This window comes from Pseudoalteromonas atlantica (assembly GCA_007988745.1).
GTDB lineage: Bacteria > Pseudomonadota > Gammaproteobacteria > Enterobacterales > Alteromonadaceae > Pseudoalteromonas > Pseudoalteromonas atlantica.
Window position 1 is genome coordinate 29,462 of record BJUT01000017.1, and the last position, 19,468, is coordinate 48,929.

Genomic DNA, 19,468 nt, shown 5'->3' on the forward strand with positions numbered 1-19,468 from the left:
GAAAATTATTTTATTAATGGTTCTCAAGGTTGTTTATTGTTATGTTTATATATAATAAATAATAAGAAAAGACTCTATTGAAAGTTAATATTCATTAGGGTATATTTTTCGCTCATTTAATTTATATGGAAATTTATTCAGTTATGCTAAAAAAAATTATTATCAGTGTTTTACCCGTACTTGCTCTAGCTGGTTGTGGGTCAACACCGCCGATTCAAGCACAAGAAAAAACTATTGCATATCAAGGACAAACTTATGTGTTTGGTGGTCAGTATGATGAGAATCGCAACGAATTACAACTTACTGTAAATGGAGATCCTTTATTGAAAGGGCGCTTTCCCCCATATACTCCTACACTAAACTTAGCAAGTGACTATCAAGATGTACATATTTCTAGTTATTGTTACTTTGGCTCAGTTTTGAGTAGCAAAGGAGGGGTTTTTGGTGCAGTGGCTGGTGCAATTCAGTCATCAAACTCAAAGTCTGGCGATAAGTGTGATATTAAAATCGGTGGTGAAACAATAGAAAGCCTATATTTTTAGTTCAGCTTAAGAATTATCATCTTAGATCAAGTGTTCTGCTTGATCTCTCAACTTAGCATTTCCACTTCGATATTTCCTTCAAAATACAATTTAGATAGCTTTTATTAATATAAGCTTCTCTTAAAAGAGTAGATTTATTCGTGACTTAGATTACTAGTAAATATTAGTCATTTTAAAAAAGAAAAAATATTTAAGTATACATTAATTCATTCACCAAAGTGTTAAAAATAGATGGTAATTCTATTATTATAGAATCGTTACAGTCCTAAATATTGCAATTATTTAAATTTAAGTAATTGAATATACAGTCAATATAGATTTAACAGAATTTAAATGATAATAAATTGTTGCATTTTTGAGCGTTGTTCCTAATACTGGTCAATGCATGTGCGCCTGCACATGTGTAAATGAATACCTTAAGTACATAGGCATAAAAATAAAACACTGAACACATTAAGGATTTATATGAACAACTCTAAACGAACACACACACTTAAATATCTACTTTTTGCCAGCGCTGCGTTTTTAATGAGCTTTTCTGCACTGAGTAAAGAGCACAAAATTATACTGATCCACGGCTTGCAGGTATCGCAAATAACCAATAAGTCGGGCAGCGATGTAATTAACGACGGTGAAACCTATTGGAATAACCGTGCTGATGAACGTATTGATTGGCCTGCCTATGAGCGCATTGAAGGTAAAATTGCGACCGATTGGGTATGGCCTAAATTAAAGCAAATATCGCGTTCTAACTTATGTGCTGATGGCTGTGTGTTAGTGACGCATTCAACAGGCGATTTAGTTGCTCGCCATATTATTGATAACCAAGCTAATTGGCTTGAAAATGCCGGCCTGACACCACTTAATATTGTGGCGACCTTTGATTTAGCGGGAGCAGGGGGCGGCAGCGAGCTTGCCGATATTGCCGTAAGTGCTTTAACTGGCGCAGCATGGAACTTTGCAGTGGATGCAGCACTCAAATGGTGGTTAGGCAGCGATGTAACAGAAGCGGTGGGCGTATTACACGATTTAAAAGTAAATAACGCACGCAAAATTTCGCCGTTTCCAGATGCGCGTACGCCGCGTTTACGTTTTGTAGCCGATGGTAATGAGTACCTAGGTTTAACGGGCGGGTTTTTAAAAGGTAATGATGATTCGGTGGTGGCATCGCATTCATCGTGTGGAGCAAGCGCGGCTAAATCGTTTGGTAGTTGTAGTAGCAGTATTGATACTAATGGCCAGTTAAAATCACAAGGCGATGCCGTTAATAGCTTTATGCCGCACCATTATCCAATGATGATGAGCGACAGCTACAGCCACAACGAGATCCATAATGCGCAGCGCAAAGGGAATGTCACAATTGCCATGAACAATATAAATGTAGATGGTCAAAATATTGGCTTTAACACATTTGATAAAACAACGGGTACTTGGTTTTGGAAAAAACACTACCGCTATATTAAGGATTCAAACACACAAAGTGCCTCGGCACTTATTTATAGCGTGATCCCTTAATAAGTACCTAAATTTTATAAACGCGTTAGGTATTAAACGCTAGAGCGTGTAGTTATTTGCTGCACGCTTTGAAAGGATTGATGCAACATGAAAAAGTTTTACATTGGTGCCGCTGTAGTCAGTATTGCGATGTTTTTACTGTGGTTTACAAATAAAAATGAAGTTAAAACGCTTGAGCCTCCCGCTGCGCTGGCAATAAAAAATAAGACAGATCCAGCAAGCCCAGATAAAAACACGGTAATAACCATTGATGTGCCAAAACAAAAACAGGCAAAAAGCCCTCCCAAAATACATTATGATCAGCACTTGGCCAGTGCCGCAGAGCATGTGGCAATGCAATACCAAAGCGCACTAAAATACCCGCCTTATTCGCAGCCTTTAAGCGCACTTGATGAAGACCGTTTAAAGCCTAATCAGTTTTACCCAGTTACAAGCCCCATTGACGATGCGGGTAATGCCCTCGTTGTTAGTTTAGATAAATATCGGTTTGTATATCCGCAAGAAATAACCATTAATATTGCTGCGCAAAACCTAGCAGAGGTAAATGTAGCGCTAAGCGATACCGATACTAAAGCCTCAATCAGTTCAAAAACCACCACAGCTCAGCAGGGTGAAGCTACGGTTAAATTTAAAGCCAGTGAAGACTACCCGCGAAATTTACAGCTATTTGTAGAGGCAAATGTTGCAGGTAAAAAGGTACCTGCAGTAGCGCAAATACAGTATATGCCACCCAGTGCGACGCTTATTGATTTTGATAATGCCTATGCACAAAACGAAAACATGATAGCCACAGCCCATTTAAAAGTACTTAAAAGTGGCTTATATAGAATTAGAGCTAATTTATACAGTGATACGACCCCACTTGCACATTTGGTGACTAAAAAGAAACTTTCACAAGGCAGTCAAACGGTGGATTTAAAGGCGCATTGGTCGGTATTACCACAAGGGGTGGTTAACATGCGTTTAAGTGACTTTGTGATAGAGCGCATGTCGCCAAGCCAAGGTGAGCGTAATAGTTTTGGTAGCAGTGAGATTACTGAGTTTGAAATTACAGATTTTGCCTACGATAGTTTGCAACAGTTGCCTTATCAAGCAAACGAGCAAGAGCGAATGAGTTTAGAGTTTTTAAAAGGGTTAGCTGATAAAGGCGCTTAGCAGGATTAATGAGTATAAAAAAAGGGGCGAGTAGCCCCTTAACTGTATTTTTAAAACCGTTAGCTTAGGTTAATAGTAACCACATCAGCTTGTTGCTGTTGGTTTTCATCTTCATCGCTGACAGGCGCGTTAGGTATATCTGGTTTATCGAGTGCTATATCGCCGCCATCAATAACGTCGCCGGTTTTTAGGTTTTCAAAGTCAAATAGTTCTGTATCGGCTAAATGCGAAGGCACCACATTTTGCATTGCAGTAAAAATACTCTCAATACGCCCAGGGTGGTCTTTATTCCACTGCGCTAGCATGTTTTTAGTGTGTTTACGTTGCAGGTTTTCTTGTGAGCCACATAAGTTACACGGAATAATAGGGTAGCCTTGGCTAAATGCGTATTTACTTATATCGGCTTCTTTACAATAAGCGAGCGGACGAATAACCATATGCTCGCCGTTATCGCTCATTAATTTAGCCGGCATGCTTTTAAGTTTACCGCCGTAAAACATGTTTAAAAAGAGTGTTTCGATCATGTCATCGCGGTGATGGCCAAGGGCAATTTTAGTTGCGCCCATTTCTTTGGCTGTACGGTACAAAATACCACGACGTAGGCGTGAGCAAAGCGAACACGTGGTTTTACCCTCAGGGATGATATCGGTAACAATGCTGTAGGTGTCTTCTTCTACAATTTTGTATTCAATATCTTGTTTATCAAGGTACTCAGGTAAAACGTGTTCAGGAAAGCCTGGTTGTTTTTGATCGAGATTAACAACAAATAAATCAAATTTAATGGGCGCCACACGCTTTAAATGTTTAAGCATATCAAGCATGGTGTAACTGTCTTTACCACCCGATAGGCATACCATTATACGGTCGCCTTCTTCTATCATGTTAAAGTCCATGACGGCTTGGCCTGTAAGACGGCGTAAACGCTTTTGTAGCTTATTTAAGTTGTATTGAGCTTTGGCTTGAGCTGAGTGAGACACTACGCCCCCTTATAAAACAATGCGGCAAATTATTTGCTGAAAATAAAGTGGCGTATTATATACCCAAGTACTATGGGGATTAAAGCGCTAGTTAAGGCTTTGTTTAACTTTTGGCAAGCGGGCTTACGTAGCCATCAGGTTTTAATGCCAAGACATCGCAATCAAGGCTATCAATTACGTGCTCGGCAGTGTTGCCAACCAATGCGGCACTGAGCCCCGTGCGCCCTACGGTGCCAATCACCACCAGTTCGCTATTTAAGCGATTTGCTACATCGGGGATCACATCCTCCGGTAGGCCTTCTTCTATAAAGCATTGCTCATTAGTTAAACTAAAAGTTTTAGCAAGCTCGTTGGTGGATTCTATGTGGTGTTTTTTTACAGATTCGTTATAAAGCCCAGGGTTAAATTCTGGTATCTCTATGGCAATATTAATGGGGGTAGCAGGGTAGGCATTAACTAAGTTAAGTTTAGCGTTGGCAAGTTCACATAAAAATTGTGCATCTTTAATAATGCGTTTATTAAGGGCTACATGCTCATCGTTTTCACTAACCGCATTGACCGCGGCTAAAATATTACCTTGCTCAGGCCAAGCCATTTCTTTTACAAATAACACAGGTGTGGGGCATTTACGTACTAAGTGCCAGTCGGTAGGGGTAAAAATAACCGATTTTAGCGCACCATGCTGATGGGTACTTTTAACAACTAAATCATATTCTTGTTCAATAACGGTATTAATAATGGCTTCAAAAGGGCGGTTATGCCAGACCACCTGGGTGGTGATATTTACATCTGGGTAGGTAGAAATTATATCCTTAAGCCATAATTCTCTATCGTTTATAACGGCTTTTCGCATTGCTTCGCGCTCTTCAAACGACAACATAGTGGTCATTTCGTAAGAAAAGTCGTAAACAGTCATAAAGGCGGTAATACTGGCGCCTGACTTTTTGGCTAAATCAATCGAGCGAGCTAAACCGTGATGGTCATCCTTAGTGGGATCAATAACGGCTAAAATACGTTTAATAGTGTTCATATGCTACTCCCTTTTTAACTTACTTTCAGTGTAACGTAAATACACAGCAGTTAAAGGGGTAGCACTCAAATTGTTGTTCTAAATCAAAGTTACAACACCTATTAGCTTAGCAAGGCTTAATTATTGCTGCCGTTTTGGCCAGTGCGTCACTGTCTAAAATAGTAATAAATTTACCTTCTACCTTTATTAAGTCCGCTTTTTGAAAACGACTTAATAAGCGGCTGATGGTCTCAACGGTTAGGCCTAAGTAGTTACCTATTTCACCACGAGTCATGGTAAATCTAAACTCTTTACGCGAGAACCCGCGCTCGCCAAAGCGCTCCGAAAGGTTATAAATAAAGCTCGCTAGGCGCTCTTCTGCCGATTTTTTATTAAGAAGTAGCAGCATTTCTTGATCGTAGGTAATTTCGCTACTCATTAAACGCATAATTTGTTGGCGAAGTTTGGGTAATTTACCTGCTAACTCATCGAGTGTATCAAACGGGATTTCGCATACCATTGATGTTTCAAGTGCTTGCGAAAAGCTCTGATGAGCCATTTTACTAATAGCATCAAAGCCGACTAAATCGCCGGCTAAGTGAAAACCGGTAATTTGCTCATCACCTTGTTCAGACAATGTGTACGATTTAAATGAGCCTGAGCGTACTGCATAAATTGCATTAAGCGCAGCACCGGATTCAAACAAGTAGTCGCCTTTGTGCAGGGGCTTTTTGCGTTCAATGATTTCGTCAAGTTTATCCATTTCTTGGCCATTTAACGAAAACGGCAAACACAATTGGCTGATGCTGCAGTTGTTACAGCTAATTGCACAATTACTTTTAGCGCGACTTTGAGAGAAATCCATAATTTAATCCGTTTTAATTTTTATACACAGCAGTGAAAATAAACCAAGTGGCTTAATGCCGCTGACGATTAATGTACTAGTTTGTCGGTGGCAATGATCAACAGGTACACACCATACCAAATTATAATACTGCCTAACACAATTCGCGTCCATGGGTGGTTAATAACACTATTAAGTTTTTGGGCGGCCAGGCCTAAGGTGATCATGGCCGGAAAGGTGCCAAGCGCAAAGCAAAGCATCACTAGGGCACCATCAAATGCGCTAGGGCTGGTCATTGCCCATGTGAGCGCTGAATAAACCAAACCACAGGGTAGCCACCCCCACAAAGCGCCGTAACCCAATGCTTTAGCTGTTGAATCTACTGGCATTAAATATTTATTAAGCTTAACTATATGCTGCCAAATAAGTGTTTTGCCTATTTTTTCAAGCCATTGCAAAGTGGGGCCTAAGCGCATTATATACACGCCTACCAGCAGCATAAAAATAGCCGCGATGAATGAAAGGGTTACAGAAAAAAACGTATTTTGCTTTGCAAATTGGCTACTTATACCCGCAACGAGTGCGCCAGCCAGCATGTAGCTACAGGCTCGGCCAAGGTTATAAGCAAATGAATAAATAACAGATTGGCGTTTGTTACTGGCCAATTGCAATGAGCTGGCAATACCACCGCACATGGCAAGGCAATGTCCGCTACCAATTAAGCCCATTAAAAAGGCGCTGGTGTAAAGTGGGTCAATCATTACTTTTGTTGTGTTGTTCTTTATCATCTTCAAACAAAATACTATGACCTTGTTTGTTTAAATCAGAGAATTGCTCGCTTTTAACGGCCCAAAAAAACACGCCAATGGCAATAATCACAAATAATATGGCAATCGGGATTAAAATATAAATTATGCTCATAACTTTAAAAGCCTTAGTGAATTACTAATCACAATAATTGAGCTGGCAGACATACCAATAACGGCCATCCACGGGGCAACAAGCCCAAGCGCTGCAAGCGGTAAAATAGAAGCATTATACAACAAAGACAGCGCCAGGTTTTGCTTAATGATTCGCCTGGTTTGCTTAGCAACTTTGAGTAGGTGCGCAATTGAGGCTAAATCACTGTTTAACAGCACTACATCGGCACTGTTTTTAGAAATGTCGGCACCGGTTTCCATTGCAATGGATAAATGGGCACTGGCAAATACTGGGCTGTCGTTAATGCCATCGCCTACCATGGCAACCACTTCGTTTTGTGATGACCATTGCTCTACGGCGGTTTGTTTATCTTTAGGCGACAGGGCGCTTTGGCTGCTGTTGAGCTTTAATTGTTTTGCTATTTTTTGCCCAGCATCTGATGCATCGCCTGTGAGCATATGACAGCTCAAGTTTTGTGCTTGTAAGGTACTTATAAGCTCATTGGCACCGGGTTTTACTTTATCTATAAAGTAAAAACGAGCAACTACGCGTTTATTTATAAATAGGCTTGCTTGGGCATTTGTTTTTTTACTGTCAAACCAGCCGCTTTTACCAATAGCGTAATGTTCATCTGCGCTTTGTGCACTAATGCCCATACCAGGGTGTACAGTAATGTTTGTAAGGGCAATCTCGGTGGTGGCGTATTTATTAAATGCACTGGCTATGGGGTGCTCAGAATAACGCTCTAACTGGGCTGCAATATTAAGCGCTTGCTCTTTAGAGATTGTGTCATCGAGTATATCAATGGCATCTAAGCTAAATTTACCTTGTGTGAGGGTGCCTGTTTTATCAAAGGCAAACAGCGTTAATTGCGAGAGGGTTTCGAGCACATGTGCTTGTTTAATTAACACCCCTTTGCGGGTGAGCGTGGCTACAGCGCACGTTAATGCGGTAGGTATAGCAAGGCTAAGCGCGCAAGGGCAAGTGGCAACCAATACAGAAATAGTGATCCAAAACGCGTGCTCTGGGTCAATTTGGTACCAGCCAACGGCCGTTATAGAGGCAAAAACTAGCAAGCAGGCAATAAACCACTGGGCAACTTTATCGGTAATTTCTACCAGTTTAGGGCGCTTGGTAAGCGCAGTGTGTTGCAAGTGTATAATTTGGTTTAGTAGGGTGTTTTGGCCAATTTTATTTATTTTTATTTCTATTACGCCATCGTGATTAACACACCCGGCATATACATTGTGGCCAATAAACTTATTAACGGGCTGATGCTCACCGGTCATCATCGACTCATCAACGCTTGTTTGCCCCTTGATAAGCTCTCCGTCAGCGGGAATAGTTTCGCCAGCTTTTATGAGTACAACATCATTCAGCTTAAGTTTTTTTGCAGCAATAATATGCTCTTGGCCGTTATCATCAAGGGTGCGGGCGGTTAAAGGTAGCAGCTTTTGTAAGTTGGCGGTAAACTCGCTGGCTTTTAATCGGGCCCTAAACTCAAGGTATTTACCTAATAATAATAAAAAGGTAAACATACATACCGATTCAAAATACACTTCGCCTACTTGCATAAATGTGGCATAACAGCTGGCGCTATACGCACCAAAAATAGCCAGCGAAACAGGTAAGTCCATATTTAACTGTTTTGCTTTTAAGCCATTAATAGCATTAGTTAAAAAGGGTAATGCGCTGTATAAAATAACGGGGGAGGCAAGCACTAGGCTTATCCACCTAAAGTATTGCTCAAAGTTATTATCCATACCCGAGAACATGCCAAAGTACATGGCAAAGGCAAACATCATCACTTGCATGGTCATCAGCCCTGCAACACCTAAGCGGCGTATATAGGCTTTTGCTGTTTGTTGCTTTTGTTGGGCTTCGTCATCGGCTTGAAACGGGTAAGCTTTATAGCCAATTTTGGCTAAGGAAGTAATAATTTCGCTTAGCGGGGTTTGGGTTTTATCCCATTGGATCATGGCACGGTTAGTTGAGGTATTAACATCAACGCGCTTTACCGTTTTTAAGCTAAGTAATTGCTTTTCGATAAGCCATGCACACGCGGCGCAGGTAATGCCTTCAACACTTAAAAGTACTTGGGATAAGTTATCGGTTGTGGCTATAAACTCATCTTGTATGTCTTCGTTGTCGTAGCTTTTAATAAGCGCGAGTTGCTCAGGGACTAACTGCTCTACTTTACCAGCGCGTACGGTGCGGTATTTGTAATAGTCGGTCATGCCTTGGTCAACAATGTTTTGCGCAACTGCTTGGCAGCCAATACAGCACATAGGCTGTGGCGTGTTATCTATTGTTACGGTTGCGCGAAATCCATTTGGCACACTTTCAAGGCAATGAAAGCAAGAAACGCTCATAGTGGTGGCTACTTATAATTTGGGGTAACTAACAAAGGCTGCTCTGTAGGAAGAGTAATGTTTTCTTTTAACTTCCAACTATCATCCACCGGCTCTATAAATACAGAGTAAGCACCTGGTGTGTAGTTATCTAAAAGGGCAGTAAATTCTTTATTTGCATTAGGGGTAAGCGTTGCTTCAAAGTCATGCGCTTTGATGGTGCGATGATAAAAAGACAGCTTTAAAGCGTGTACGTTACTATAATCGCCTTTGGTAAAGGCAAAACTGGCACGCTCGTTTGTAACATTAAGCTTGCCATGTAAAAACAGAGCTTTGGCTTTTTCAAACTTAGTAAGTTCTAAGTTTATTGCTTTGCCTTTTTTATAGTAATCATCAACCACCATATCTGGGCCGTTGCCCACAGCAGTAATAATTAAGGTTATGCACCCAATAATGGCCGCTAGCGGAAAAAAGATTAAAAACCAAGGCCAAAAATTTTTATACCACGGAGTAGGTTGCATAGTTGCTCTAAAATTAGTTTAGGTAGGGCTATTTTATAGCAAATATTTGTAAAAGACTAAAAAAAAGCCTCCGACTGGAGGCTTTTTTGATCTGGATTAATCTGTTGAAATAAAAAGATTAATTAATAGTTAACTCGGTGTTTATTTATCTTGCGATAAACTGTAAACATAAGCAGTTAACAGGTGAATTTTATCTTCACCTAAAATGTCTTTCCATGCTGGCATTACACCGGCGCGGCCATGGTTAAGGGTTTCTTCAACAGCGCGTTGAGAGCCACCGTATAACCAAATGTTATCTGTAAGATTTGGTGCACCAAACGGTAAGTTATGTGCAACAGAGCCTTTACCATCTGCACCGTGACACGCGGCACACATCGCAAACTTAGCGGCACCTGCAGCGGCATCTTTTTGGTTAACAGTACGACCAGACAAGCTAAGTACGTGCGCTGTCATTTCTTTAACGCCTTGCTCACCAAGTGCTGCACTCCAAGAAGGCATTGCTGCTACACGACCATAAAGAAGTGTTTCTTTAATTTTGTCTGGTGAACCACCGTATAACCAATCTTTATCAGTTAGGTTAGGGAAGCCAGTTGCACCACGTGCATCTGAACCATGACATTGAGCACAGTTTTGCGAGAATAAACGCTGACCAATTTCAAGTGCTAACTGGCCGTCTGTTTGTTCATGCTTTTCGCCATTTTCAAGGGCTACTTGCTGCGCTGCATCACCTTCAAATTTAGAGTTAACTAAATCTAATACTGGTACTTGTGCAAGCTTGTTAAAAATAGGACCAAAGCGCTCTTGTGCTGCTTCGTATTCTTTATCAAGCTTTACATAGCGGCCTTCTTCTTTTGCTTTAGCCGTAGCTTCTTTAGATTCAGCTAAAGAGGTAATACCTTGGTTAGAGCTTGTCCATTTACCTAAGCCTTCCCAGTTACCTAAACCTGGATAAGCTGCTAAGTAATATACCGACCAAATAAATGTTGCGAAGAACATGTACGTCCACCATTTTGGTAGTGGATTATTTAGTTCGGTAATGCCGTCATATTCATGTCCGCAGTCTTCACCTTCTTTTACGCCAGCATAGTTTTTAAGGTTCCAAACTAATAAGCTAAAAATGATGATTAAGCAGGCTAGGGTTAATACAATAACCCAAATACTCCAAAAGCTAGTCATTTTTCAGACTCCTTTTCCTCGTTAGAGAGTGTGTTGTTATGTTTTTTTTCATCTTCGAAAATGGCATTAGCAGCGTCATCAAAACGATTTTTGCTACGCTTGCTGTATGCCCATACAACAATCACAATAAACAATACTAAAATTACCAGAGTCAAAATGCCTCTGTATGTTCCGTAATCCATAATAATTACTTCAAGTGGGTGCCAAGTTGCTGTAAATACGCGATTAGGGCTTGCATTTCTGTTGCGCCTTCGCCGTTATTCATAGCGTTAACTTTATCAACATCTGCTTGTAGCTCTTCGTCGCTGCCATAACCTAAACCCGGGTGTTTAGGGTTTTCTGGGTTAATAGCAAAAGTATCACGGAAAATTTGTAGTTTTTTCAGAGTCAGGCTGGTATCAACCTTTGTCTCTGCTAACCAAGGAAAACCTGGCATGTTCGACTCAGGAACCACGGCGCGTGGGTCAACTAAGTGTGCATAATGCCAATCGTCCGAGTAACGGTTACCTACACGTGCAAGGTCAGGACCAGTACGTTTAGAACCCCATTGGAAAGGGTGATCCCATACTGATTCGCCCGCTACAGAGTAGTGACCGTAACGCTCAACTTCATCACGAAAAGGACGAATCATTTGTGAGTGACAGTTATAACAACCTTCACGTACATAAATGTCACGACCTTCCATTTCAAGCGCGTTAAGTGGGCGCAAACCTTCTACAGGTTTTGTTGTATCGTCTTGGAACATTAGCGGAGTAATTTCAACTAATGCACCAAAACTAATAGCAAAAACAGTCAGAATAGCCATTAGGCCAACGTTCTTTTCTACTATTTCATGTTTGTTTTGTGAATTTTTATTGCTCATCATCTCACTCCGTTATGCTAATTGTGCTTGCGCGTCTAACTTCAGTGATTCTTTCTCAGCTGAAATTGTACGCAGAACGTTATAAGCCATAACTAACATACCTGTAACGATGAATACACCGCCTACAAAGCGCATAATGTAGAAAGGATGTGATGCTTCTAAAGACTGAACAAAGCTGTACATTAGTGTACCGTCAGAGTTAACTGCGCGCCACATTAGACCTTGCATAACACCTGAGATCCACATTGCAACAATGTAAAGTACAACACCTACAGTGTGTAACCAAAAGTGCGTGTTAACCAATTTAACGCTGTACATACGACCTTGTGCGAATAACGCAGGAATAAGGTGGTAAATAGCACCAATTGAAATCATCGCAACCCAACCGAGTGCACCTGAGTGTACGTGGCCGATAGTCCAATCTGTGTAGTGAGATAATGCATTTACAGATTTAATTGCCATCATTGGGCCTTCAAACGTAGACATACCGTAGAAAGACAATGAAACAACTAAGAAACGCAGTACTGGGTCGGTACGTAGCTTATGCCAAGCGCCAGAAAGCGTCATTATACCGTTAATCATACCACCCCAAGACGGTACAAATAGGATAATAGACATAACCATACCTAAACTTTGCGTCCAATCAGGAAGCGCAGTGTAGTGAAGGTGGTGAGGACCTGCCCAAATGTAAAGTGAAATAAGTGCCCAAAAGTGAACTACCGATAAACGGTAAGAGTAAACTGGGCGACCTGCTTGCTTTGGTACAAAGTAGTACATCATACCTAAGAAACCAGCCGTTAGTAGGAAACCTACAGCGTTGTGACCGTACCACCACTGAACCATAGCATCTACCGCACCTGCGTAGATTGAGTATGATTTAGTTAATGACACAGGCACTGCCATGCTGTTTACAATGTGTAGCACTGCAACAGTAATAATAAAGCCAGCGTAAAACCAGTTAGCAACGTAGATGTGCGATACTTTACGTTTGATCAGCGTACCAAAAAATACCACTGCGTAAACTATCCATACTACTGCGATTAAAATATCGATTGGCCACTCAAGCTCTGCATATTCTTTAGAGCTAGTAATACCCAGTGGTAATGTAATTACGGCTAATACAATAACAAGCTGCCAACCCCAAAAAGAAAAAGCGGCGAGTTTGTCTGAGAAAAGGCGCGTTTGACAAGTACGTTGAACGACGTAATAAGACGTCGCAAAAAGTGCACTGGTACCAAATGCGAAAATTACTGCGTTCGTGTGTAACGGACGTAGTCGAGAGTATGTTAACCATGGTGTATCAAAGTTAAGTGCTGGCCAAGCTAATTGGGCAGCAATCAGAACCCCAATACTCATGCCAACGATGCCCCAAATCACTGTCATAATAGCGAATTGGCGTACAACTTTATAGTTATACTCAGTTTGTGATGCTACTGTTTGGCTCATTTTCTGGCTTCCGCTGCAATAAATGCGTTTAGAAATGAATTACCCACCGTTTAAAGTGGGGCCTACTATTTTCCCCAAGCGTATTACCTAAAACGTTCAAAGCCTGAATGCTTCAGAAAACAAACTCGAGAAACCCTTATTTTTTGCGGGTGAAATGATAAATTTTTTGGCCTAAAAAAGATAGGTCAATTACATAAAATTATGACATCAATCAAAGTTTGTGAGTTTGTTGTTTATTTTTTGATACAGATTGTACCTATATTAACCAAACATCACACTGGCTATTGTTATTTCATAGCATGCTAATTAAGATTTGTTTTTATTTAGCGCGAATTTGTTATGCATATATATAGATTATCTTTGTTTTTAATGCTGTTTTTTGTATTAACAGGCTGTGACAATGCCAACCAAAAAGATCAAAAAGCACTGTTAAAAACAAATTGTGACACGAATCAGCGCTGTATTTATAATACCGGTGTTAAAGTATGGTTAAGTGATAAAAATATTACCCCCGAAACCCCCTTTAGTATTTACCTTGATTTACCCGCCCACCTAAAAATAGATAACGCTAAGCTTGAAAGTATAACCATGTATATGGGTTTTATTCCGCAAAAGTTCACTAAAGAAGCAACTATTTATAAAAGTGACACTATGGTGGGCATATGCTCTGAGAAAAATATGCTGTGGCAACTGGTGCTTAATTTAAGCAATGTTCAAACTGGTGAGCAAATCACTCACTTTTATAATTTTTACGTAACGTATTAAGGTAACCTTTTCCTGCCAAACATTTTTTTAACTAGCACATAACAAAAGTCAGCTATTAATTAGGTATTACTATAATAAGGCACTATTATTAAGCGGTACGTCTTATATATGGCAATAGCAGGTGTATAAAATTGTATTTAAAGCACTAACACACATTTAAACCTCTTTGCTGCCTTGTATGCTGAAACTTTTTTTATTCTCATCTGTTTTATGTTGGTGTGCTTACTCGTACTTGTTATGGAGTGAATTGTCTTACGCCAATAGGGTGTATTTTACTTGTTTATAGTAAAAGCGTATTGCTTGCATTACCGAGCATGTAAAAGTAGATCCTGCTTAGTTTCATGATAACTATTTTAATTAAGCTAAACGCCCTCAAATTAAGACCCTCTAATGATTTGCTAAATCAAATAACTCCTCCCGTTTCGAGCAAACGTTGAAGTCTCGCTGAACAAAAAATATTACCAAAAAAACTAAATAAATAGCTTAATAAGACTATTTAAGCGGTAAATCTGCATATTTATGGTTATTAATTTTATTACAGCTTTACGGTTTTACTAATGCGCTGTGATTAATATGTTAATTTTTCTAAAAAGGGTATATTTATCCATTAATTACATTTGATTACAATCTGCATAACTTTGATTTCAGGTGTGTTTTAATTGCTTTATATTAGTTTTATCTCAATGATTTTTAATTGTTTTTTTTAGTTAACACTGAAACAAGTTATAACCTTTGTACCTTTTTTGGTTATTCTTTTTTGATGTTGTATATATAGCGATCTTCCATTAAGTTTTTGTTCAGTTAACTCAGCCTAAGTTGCCCCCCCTGACTCACAATTCTTATAAAAAGTGAGCATTACCAATCAAGGTAAATTTCCAACAAGTAGGGTTTATTCATGAAAAAATCAACTCTTGGTTTAGCTGTAATCGCAGCAATCCCAATGTTCTCAAGTATGCAAGTAGTAGCGGCCGAAGATGGCGCAAACGCTATTGAAAAAATTCAAGTAACGGGTTCTCGCATTAAGCGTTCGGATATGGAAAACGCCAGTCCAGTTACATTAATTGGTGCAGACGATATTAAAGCAATGGGTGCAACAAGCATCGATAGCGTATTACAAAAGATGACTGCTACTGGCGGTGCAATGACCAACCCAGGTATTAACAATGGTTCGGGTGGTAATGCTTCTATCGATTTACGTGGTTTAGGTTCACAACGTACATTAGTACTTGTAAATGGCCGTCGTATGATCAACTCGGGCACAGGCGCTGCTTCTACTGTCGATTTAAATACTATCCCTGTTTCTATGATTAAATCGGTTGAAGTACTTAAAGATGGGGCATCTGCTGTTTATGGTACTGATGCGGTTGCTGGTGTTGTGAATATCATTTTAAAAGATGATTTCGAAGGCCTAGACATGAATGCTAACACAGCAATCACTGGCGAAGGCGATGCTACAGAAAATTCAGTTGACTTCACTGTAGGTACTTCATTCGATAAAGGTAATATTGTTATCGGTATGCAGTACACTGACCGTGGTAAAGCATCGCAGGCAGATCGTAGCTTTTCTAACTGCCCACTTGCTGAAGGCTCTAACGGACTTTACTGTACAGGGTCTTCATATAACGAAGGCGGTCACATTTGGAACGGTAATGGTGAAAAAGGTACCACCGTTGATGCTAGCGGTAAAGATATTAGTGTTTCATTAATTGATGACTCTGGTGTTACTGGTCGTGGTGGCGATTATCATCGTTACACTAATGAAGATGCTTACAACTATTCTCCTTCAAGCTATCTTTACACGCCAATGGAGCGCTTAAACTTAACTGGTCTTGCTACTTATGAGCTATCTGATGACACAAGTTTATTTGCTGAGTTTACTTATACTAAACGTTGGTCAGAGCAGCAAATGGCGCCTCAGCCAGTATGGTTTGATTTTGAATATACAGAAGATATGGGTGATTCACTTCTAAGTCAAAGCTATGATAATCGTGTTGACTTAGATGGCGATGGCTACTTAGATAAAGATGCAAATGGAAATTACGTCACGCAAGAAACTAACTACCAATACGGTGATAAAATTTCTTACGGACGTCGCATGTCTGATACAGGTGCACGTTATTTTGAACAGTCAGTTGATACAGTAAGAGCTGTTGTTGGTGCTCAGGGTTTCATTAGTGATTACTCTTGGGACATATCAGCTAACTTTGGTCGTAACGATTCAGTTGATAAGCTAAGTAATCTTCATAATATGGGTGCCATTCAAGATCAGATCTTAGAGGGAAGTTTTAACCCACTTGATCAAAATGCATGGACATCTGAAGATTTCCGTAAAAATGTTTACACTGAAGTAAACAATGGTGGTAGTCAGTTATTTATCTTAGCAGCATCTGTTTCAGGTGAAATGTTTGAAATGCCAGCTGGTTATGCAGCGTTTGCAGCAGGTGTTGAACGTCGCCAAGAAAAGGCGTGGTATACGCCTGACTCGCTTACAGCTCAAGGCTTAGCTAATGATCCTATGGTAGAACCAACATCAGGTGGTTTTGATGTAAATGAAGCTTATGTGGAATTTGCTATCCCATTACTTGCAGATGCACCTTTTGCTCAAAATGTAGAGCTAAGTGCTGCAATTCGTGCTTTCGATTACAGTACTTTTGGTTCTGATGAAACATGGAAACTAGGTCTTACATGGAAAGTAAATGAAGAATTAATGTTGCGTAGTGTTGTTTCTACAGCTTTCCGTGCACCAACAGTATCTGAACTTTACTCTGGTAATTCACCTTCTTTCGAGCAAATTAGTTACCCTGGCGCTCAGGAGCAGGCAGAAGTAACTGTAGGTGGTAATGACCAATTAACACCTGAAGAAGCAGATACACTAACGGCAGGTATTGTTTATGAGCCGCAGTGGCTTGATGGCTTCTCAATGACATTGGATTATTACAAAATCGAAATTGAGAATGCAATTGCGTCTGTTGATAATCAATACATTGTTGATCAATGTTTAAATAATGCTGGTAATTCAAGCTCTGCTTTATGCCAATCTTCTAATGTGTCAATGGATGCGACTGGTCGAGTTAAGTTTAATAACCAGCTACAAAATATTGGTGCAGAGGAAACATCTGGTATCGATTTAAACTTAGCGTATAGCTTCGAAGCTGCTGGCTTAAATTGGAAAGCCGGGTTAGATACAACTTATTTAGATGAATATGTAGTAACTGTACTTGATGAGACAGTAGATTATGCGGGTCTTATTACATCAGGTTCTGGTGGGTATGCAGATATTAAATCTAATTTAACACTAAATGTATCAGGCGATCGTTGGGATGCACAGTATCAAGCGCGTTATATTGCTGGTATGGATAGCTACTCTTGTTTAGATGATGCTGACAGCTGTTATGCACCTACGACTCCTTCTGTCGTTTATCACGATATTAGCGGTAGCTTCTTAGTTAATGATAGCCTGTCTCTATCTGCGGGTATCAACAACTTATTTGATAAGCAACCTCCTTACTACACAGGTAACAACGATTCTAACACTGACCCGTACACATACGATGTACTAGGCCGTCGTTTCTTTGCTGGTGTAAACGTTAAGTTTTAATTAGCACATTAATCGTATTAAGGCTCAGTGTTTACTGGGCCTTTTTTATTGAACAAAATTAAGGAGACCAGTACACTTATACACTCAATAAAAGGAGAGTTGTTTGATAAAACAAGACGAAAATTTATCTTTTGTCATAGAACCAGAGTTATCCCCTCGCTCTGAGCAGCGTATCGACCTGTATTTTTCTATACCCAATGAAATGGGTATAAACGTGCAAACCCTCAGTGAAGAGTCTTATTTTAATAACCACTTTAAATCGCACTTAGCTTATAACGCTAAAAACATACACTTACCCTTAGTGCGTAGCCGCTTTGTTAGTAAAAACAAAGGTGAGCAACAAGATTACCGCCAAAACCTTAATTTGTACTGTTATCAGGTGCGTTTAGCGCTCGACGCTGATATTAAAGATGCATTAAAGATTCAAGAAGTGGATGCTTTTTATGCCCGTGCACAAGAGCTGTTTGAGCAAAGTGAAGGGCTGCTAAAAAAGCTGCGCAGATATACCCCCGATGATGAAAAGCTGGTGCCGTTTTACACCAATGCCGATAACTATTTAAGTTGGCATGTTGAGCAGTCGTTTTTAAAGCTATTAGATGAAGGCCCGCGCAGCAGTGACTTTGCGAAAGAGCGCAACGACTTACTGCAATTTTGTAAAAACGAAAATACATACCGGTTTGAGCAAAATTACAACTCAGAAACCACGTTGCAAGATGGTAACCGCATTACAAATAAAATGCGTTTACTGCAGCGCCTAATAGAGCACGGCGTTATTTTGCATCGCAATACGCGTTATTTAAATAGTTACCTAAAGCGTTTAGTAAAAGGCACGGTTACAGCTGTCATTATGGCATTTGTAATGGTGGTTATACTTAACGCGCGCTCAACCTTTACCGAAGTAACCGCTACCCTTATTTTAATATTAGGGGTTATTTACGGCTTGCGAGAAATATTTAAAGAAGACATTACACGGGTAATTTGGCGCGCTATTGTGCGCGGGCGTCCTAAATGGCGGTTTGTATTTAAAAACAGCATCACTAAAGACCGCGTTGCAAGTCAGTTTGTGTGGCTTGAGTATATGCGTTTTAAAAAAATCCCTAGTGAAGTAAAAACAATATTTTCAAAAAGGCGTCAGCAAAACAAGCTAGCCGCGCAGTGGCTGCATTTTGCCAGTGAAACACGTGTTTCAGCTAAAGAGTTTTTACCAGGCTACGATACTCTACAGCAAAGTATGCGTTTTAATTTGGCGCCCTTTGCACGGTATTTAAAACGCGGCGAGGGCAAGCTGTATCATCTAGATGGTAATAAAATATCAAAGCAAGCGGTTGAAAGGCGCTACCAGTTAAATTTAGTGATGGTATTAAAAGACGAGGAAAGAACTTTATACCAGCGTTACAAAATAACCCTTAATCGCAGTAAAATAGTTAATATTGAACTTATTTACTCTAAAAAATAGAAAATAAAAAAGGGATAGCAACGGCTATCCCTTAGTGTCATGTAAATTTACCTAATTTAGCGCAGTATTACTGTGTAATACCGTGCTTAGAATAAATAGTTACCTTGTCTGAAACGAGCGTTATTTCAATGTTTTTAGACTCATCACCCCATACACAATTAGTATGTAGGGTTTTTTCTACGCAGTTATCAGCAGAGCCTAAAATAGCTTCTACTTCGGCTTTATCCATGCCAACTTCAATTTTTTCGTAGTTTTCTAGGCTTACTTTTGAACAAGCTGCCAGGCTTAGCGTTGCTGCGATGATCAGGAGTTTTTTCATTGTTATGTCCT

General features: G+C 40.0%; 18 protein-coding genes. 6 read left to right on the top strand and 12 right to left on the bottom strand.

Annotated features, from left to right (window positions below; genetic code table 11):
- The first annotated feature begins 143 nt into the window (after positions 1-143).
- The 3 genes from PAT01_RS09290 to PAT01_RS09300 all read left to right on the top strand — a co-directional run bounded on the left by PAT01_RS09290 (position 144) and on the right by PAT01_RS09300 (position 3,212).
- Entirely contained in the window at positions 144-542 is a 399-nt protein-coding gene (locus PAT01_RS09290) for a hypothetical protein (protein WP_096042570.1), read from the top strand.
- Positions 543-1,007: 465 nt separating this feature from the next.
- Positions 1,008-2,057 (top strand): hypothetical protein, encoded by a 1,050-nt coding sequence (locus PAT01_RS09295; RefSeq protein ID WP_154945382.1) that lies wholly within the window; start codon positions 1,008-1,010, stop codon positions 2,055-2,057.
- A gap of 87 nt (positions 2,058-2,144) precedes the next feature.
- A complete protein-coding gene (locus PAT01_RS09300) occupies positions 2,145-3,212 on the top strand; it encodes a hypothetical protein (protein ID WP_154945383.1) in 1,068 nt (355 codons plus the stop codon).
- A gap of 59 nt (positions 3,213-3,271) precedes the next feature.
- Here the strand turns inward: PAT01_RS09300 and ttcA are convergent, their stop codons facing one another.
- From ttcA to ccoN, 11 genes are all read right to left on the bottom strand, one after another.
- Positions 3,272-4,189, bottom strand: coding sequence for a tRNA 2-thiocytidine(32) synthetase TtcA (ttcA, locus tag PAT01_RS09305; RefSeq protein ID WP_029774533.1), 918 nt, complete (start codon positions 4,187-4,189; stop codon positions 3,272-3,274).
- A gap of 103 nt (positions 4,190-4,292) precedes the next feature.
- Positions 4,293-5,219, bottom strand: a complete 927-nt coding sequence (uspE, locus tag PAT01_RS09310) for a universal stress protein UspE (protein WP_024032584.1) — start codon at positions 5,217-5,219, stop codon at positions 4,293-4,295.
- Between the two features lie 106 nt (positions 5,220-5,325).
- Positions 5,326-6,063, bottom strand: a complete 738-nt coding sequence (locus PAT01_RS09315) for an FNR family transcription factor (protein ID WP_024032585.1) — start codon at positions 6,061-6,063, stop codon at positions 5,326-5,328.
- Positions 6,064-6,131: 68 nt separating this feature from the next.
- On the bottom strand, positions 6,132-6,803 hold the full coding sequence (locus PAT01_RS09320; protein ID WP_138579712.1) for a sulfite exporter TauE/SafE family protein: 672 nt from the start codon (positions 6,801-6,803) through the stop codon (positions 6,132-6,134).
- Positions 6,796-6,963, bottom strand: coding sequence for a cbb3-type cytochrome oxidase assembly protein CcoS (gene ccoS, locus PAT01_RS09325; protein ID WP_002963071.1), 168 nt, complete (start codon positions 6,961-6,963; stop codon positions 6,796-6,798). Before ccoS ends, PAT01_RS09320 begins: the two co-directional genes overlap by 8 nt.
- A complete protein-coding gene (locus PAT01_RS09330; protein ID WP_154945384.1) occupies positions 6,960-9,335 on the bottom strand; it encodes a heavy metal translocating P-type ATPase in 2,376 nt (791 codons plus the stop codon). Before PAT01_RS09330 ends, ccoS begins: the two co-directional genes overlap by 4 nt.
- Before the next feature lie 8 nt (positions 9,336-9,343).
- Entirely contained in the window at positions 9,344-9,835 is a 492-nt protein-coding gene (locus tag PAT01_RS09335) for a FixH family protein (protein WP_138579714.1), read from the bottom strand.
- A gap of 141 nt (positions 9,836-9,976) precedes the next feature.
- Positions 9,977-11,011 (bottom strand): cytochrome-c oxidase, cbb3-type subunit III, encoded by a 1,035-nt coding sequence (gene ccoP / locus PAT01_RS09340; RefSeq protein WP_054982343.1) that lies wholly within the window; start codon positions 11,009-11,011, stop codon positions 9,977-9,979.
- Positions 11,008-11,193 (bottom strand): CcoQ/FixQ family Cbb3-type cytochrome c oxidase assembly chaperone, encoded by a 186-nt coding sequence (locus tag PAT01_RS09345; RefSeq protein WP_004588824.1) that lies wholly within the window; start codon positions 11,191-11,193, stop codon positions 11,008-11,010. The genes ccoP and PAT01_RS09345 overlap by 4 nt, the downstream gene beginning before the upstream one ends.
- A 5-nt stretch (positions 11,194-11,198) precedes the next feature.
- Positions 11,199-11,873, bottom strand: a complete 675-nt coding sequence (ccoO, locus tag PAT01_RS09350) for a cytochrome-c oxidase, cbb3-type subunit II (RefSeq protein ID WP_004588825.1) — start codon at positions 11,871-11,873, stop codon at positions 11,199-11,201.
- A 12-nt stretch (positions 11,874-11,885) separates the two neighbouring features.
- Entirely contained in the window at positions 11,886-13,319 is a 1,434-nt protein-coding gene (gene ccoN, locus PAT01_RS09355) for a cytochrome-c oxidase, cbb3-type subunit I (protein ID WP_004588826.1), read from the bottom strand.
- Positions 13,320-13,658: 339 nt separating this feature from the next.
- Between ccoN and PAT01_RS09360 the strand changes: the two genes are divergently transcribed.
- The 3 genes from PAT01_RS09360 to PAT01_RS09370 all read left to right on the top strand — a co-directional run bounded on the left by PAT01_RS09360 (position 13,659) and on the right by PAT01_RS09370 (position 19,138).
- Complete coding sequence (locus PAT01_RS09360) at positions 13,659-14,084, top strand: hypothetical protein (RefSeq protein ID WP_054982344.1); 426 nt, start codon at positions 13,659-13,661, stop codon at positions 14,082-14,084.
- A gap of 895 nt (positions 14,085-14,979) precedes the next feature.
- Positions 14,980-17,682 carry a TonB-dependent receptor gene (locus PAT01_RS09365; protein ID WP_154945385.1) on the top strand — a complete coding sequence of 901 codons (2,703 nt, stop codon included), beginning with the start codon at positions 14,980-14,982 and terminating at the stop codon, positions 17,680-17,682.
- A gap of 103 nt (positions 17,683-17,785) precedes the next feature.
- Entirely contained in the window at positions 17,786-19,138 is a 1,353-nt protein-coding gene (locus tag PAT01_RS09370) for a hypothetical protein (RefSeq protein WP_024032591.1), read from the top strand.
- Positions 19,139-19,205: 67 nt separating this feature from the next.
- Here PAT01_RS09370 and PAT01_RS09375 read toward each other — a convergent pair whose 3' ends face one another.
- A complete protein-coding gene (locus PAT01_RS09375) occupies positions 19,206-19,457 on the bottom strand; it encodes a hypothetical protein (RefSeq protein ID WP_004588905.1) in 252 nt (83 codons plus the stop codon).
- Between the last annotated feature and the right edge of the window lie 11 nt (positions 19,458-19,468).

What these genes read in the sequence shown, in the direction of transcription:
- PAT01_RS09365 (WP_154945385.1), top strand. Translation starts at nt 14,980, where the DNA reads ATGAAAAAATCAACTCTTGGTTTAGCTGTAATCGCAGCAATCCCAATG.
- ccoO (WP_004588825.1), bottom strand. Translation starts at nt 11,873, where the DNA reads ATGAGCAATAAAAATTCACAAAACAAACATGAAATAGTAGAAAAGAAC.
- PAT01_RS09335 (WP_138579714.1), bottom strand. Translation starts at nt 9,835, where the DNA reads ATGCAACCTACTCCGTGGTATAAAAATTTTTGGCCTTGGTTTTTAATC.
- PAT01_RS09300 (WP_154945383.1), top strand. Translation starts at nt 2,145, where the DNA reads ATGAAAAAGTTTTACATTGGTGCCGCTGTAGTCAGTATTGCGATGTTT.
- PAT01_RS09290 (WP_096042570.1), top strand. Translation starts at nt 144, where the DNA reads ATGCTAAAAAAAATTATTATCAGTGTTTTACCCGTACTTGCTCTAGCT.
- PAT01_RS09320 (WP_138579712.1), bottom strand. Translation starts at nt 6,803, where the DNA reads ATGATTGACCCACTTTACACCAGCGCCTTTTTAATGGGCTTAATTGGT.
- PAT01_RS09360 (WP_054982344.1), top strand. Translation starts at nt 13,659, where the DNA reads ATGCATATATATAGATTATCTTTGTTTTTAATGCTGTTTTTTGTATTA.
- PAT01_RS09345 (WP_004588824.1), bottom strand. Translation starts at nt 11,193, where the DNA reads ATGGATTACGGAACATACAGAGGCATTTTGACTCTGGTAATTTTAGTA.
- PAT01_RS09375 (WP_004588905.1), bottom strand. Translation starts at nt 19,457, where the DNA reads ATGAAAAAACTCCTGATCATCGCAGCAACGCTAAGCCTGGCAGCTTGT.
- PAT01_RS09330 (WP_154945384.1), bottom strand. Translation starts at nt 9,335, where the DNA reads ATGAGCGTTTCTTGCTTTCATTGCCTTGAAAGTGTGCCAAATGGATTT.
- uspE (WP_024032584.1), bottom strand. Translation starts at nt 5,219, where the DNA reads ATGAACACTATTAAACGTATTTTAGCCGTTATTGATCCCACTAAGGAT.
- ccoN (WP_004588826.1), bottom strand. Translation starts at nt 13,319, where the DNA reads ATGAGCCAAACAGTAGCATCACAAACTGAGTATAACTATAAAGTTGTA.
- ccoP (WP_054982343.1), bottom strand. Translation starts at nt 11,011, where the DNA reads ATGACTAGCTTTTGGAGTATTTGGGTTATTGTATTAACCCTAGCCTGC.
- PAT01_RS09295 (WP_154945382.1), top strand. Translation starts at nt 1,008, where the DNA reads ATGAACAACTCTAAACGAACACACACACTTAAATATCTACTTTTTGCC.
- PAT01_RS09315 (WP_024032585.1), bottom strand. Translation starts at nt 6,063, where the DNA reads ATGGATTTCTCTCAAAGTCGCGCTAAAAGTAATTGTGCAATTAGCTGT.
- ccoS (WP_002963071.1), bottom strand. Translation starts at nt 6,963, where the DNA reads ATGAGCATAATTTATATTTTAATCCCGATTGCCATATTATTTGTGATT.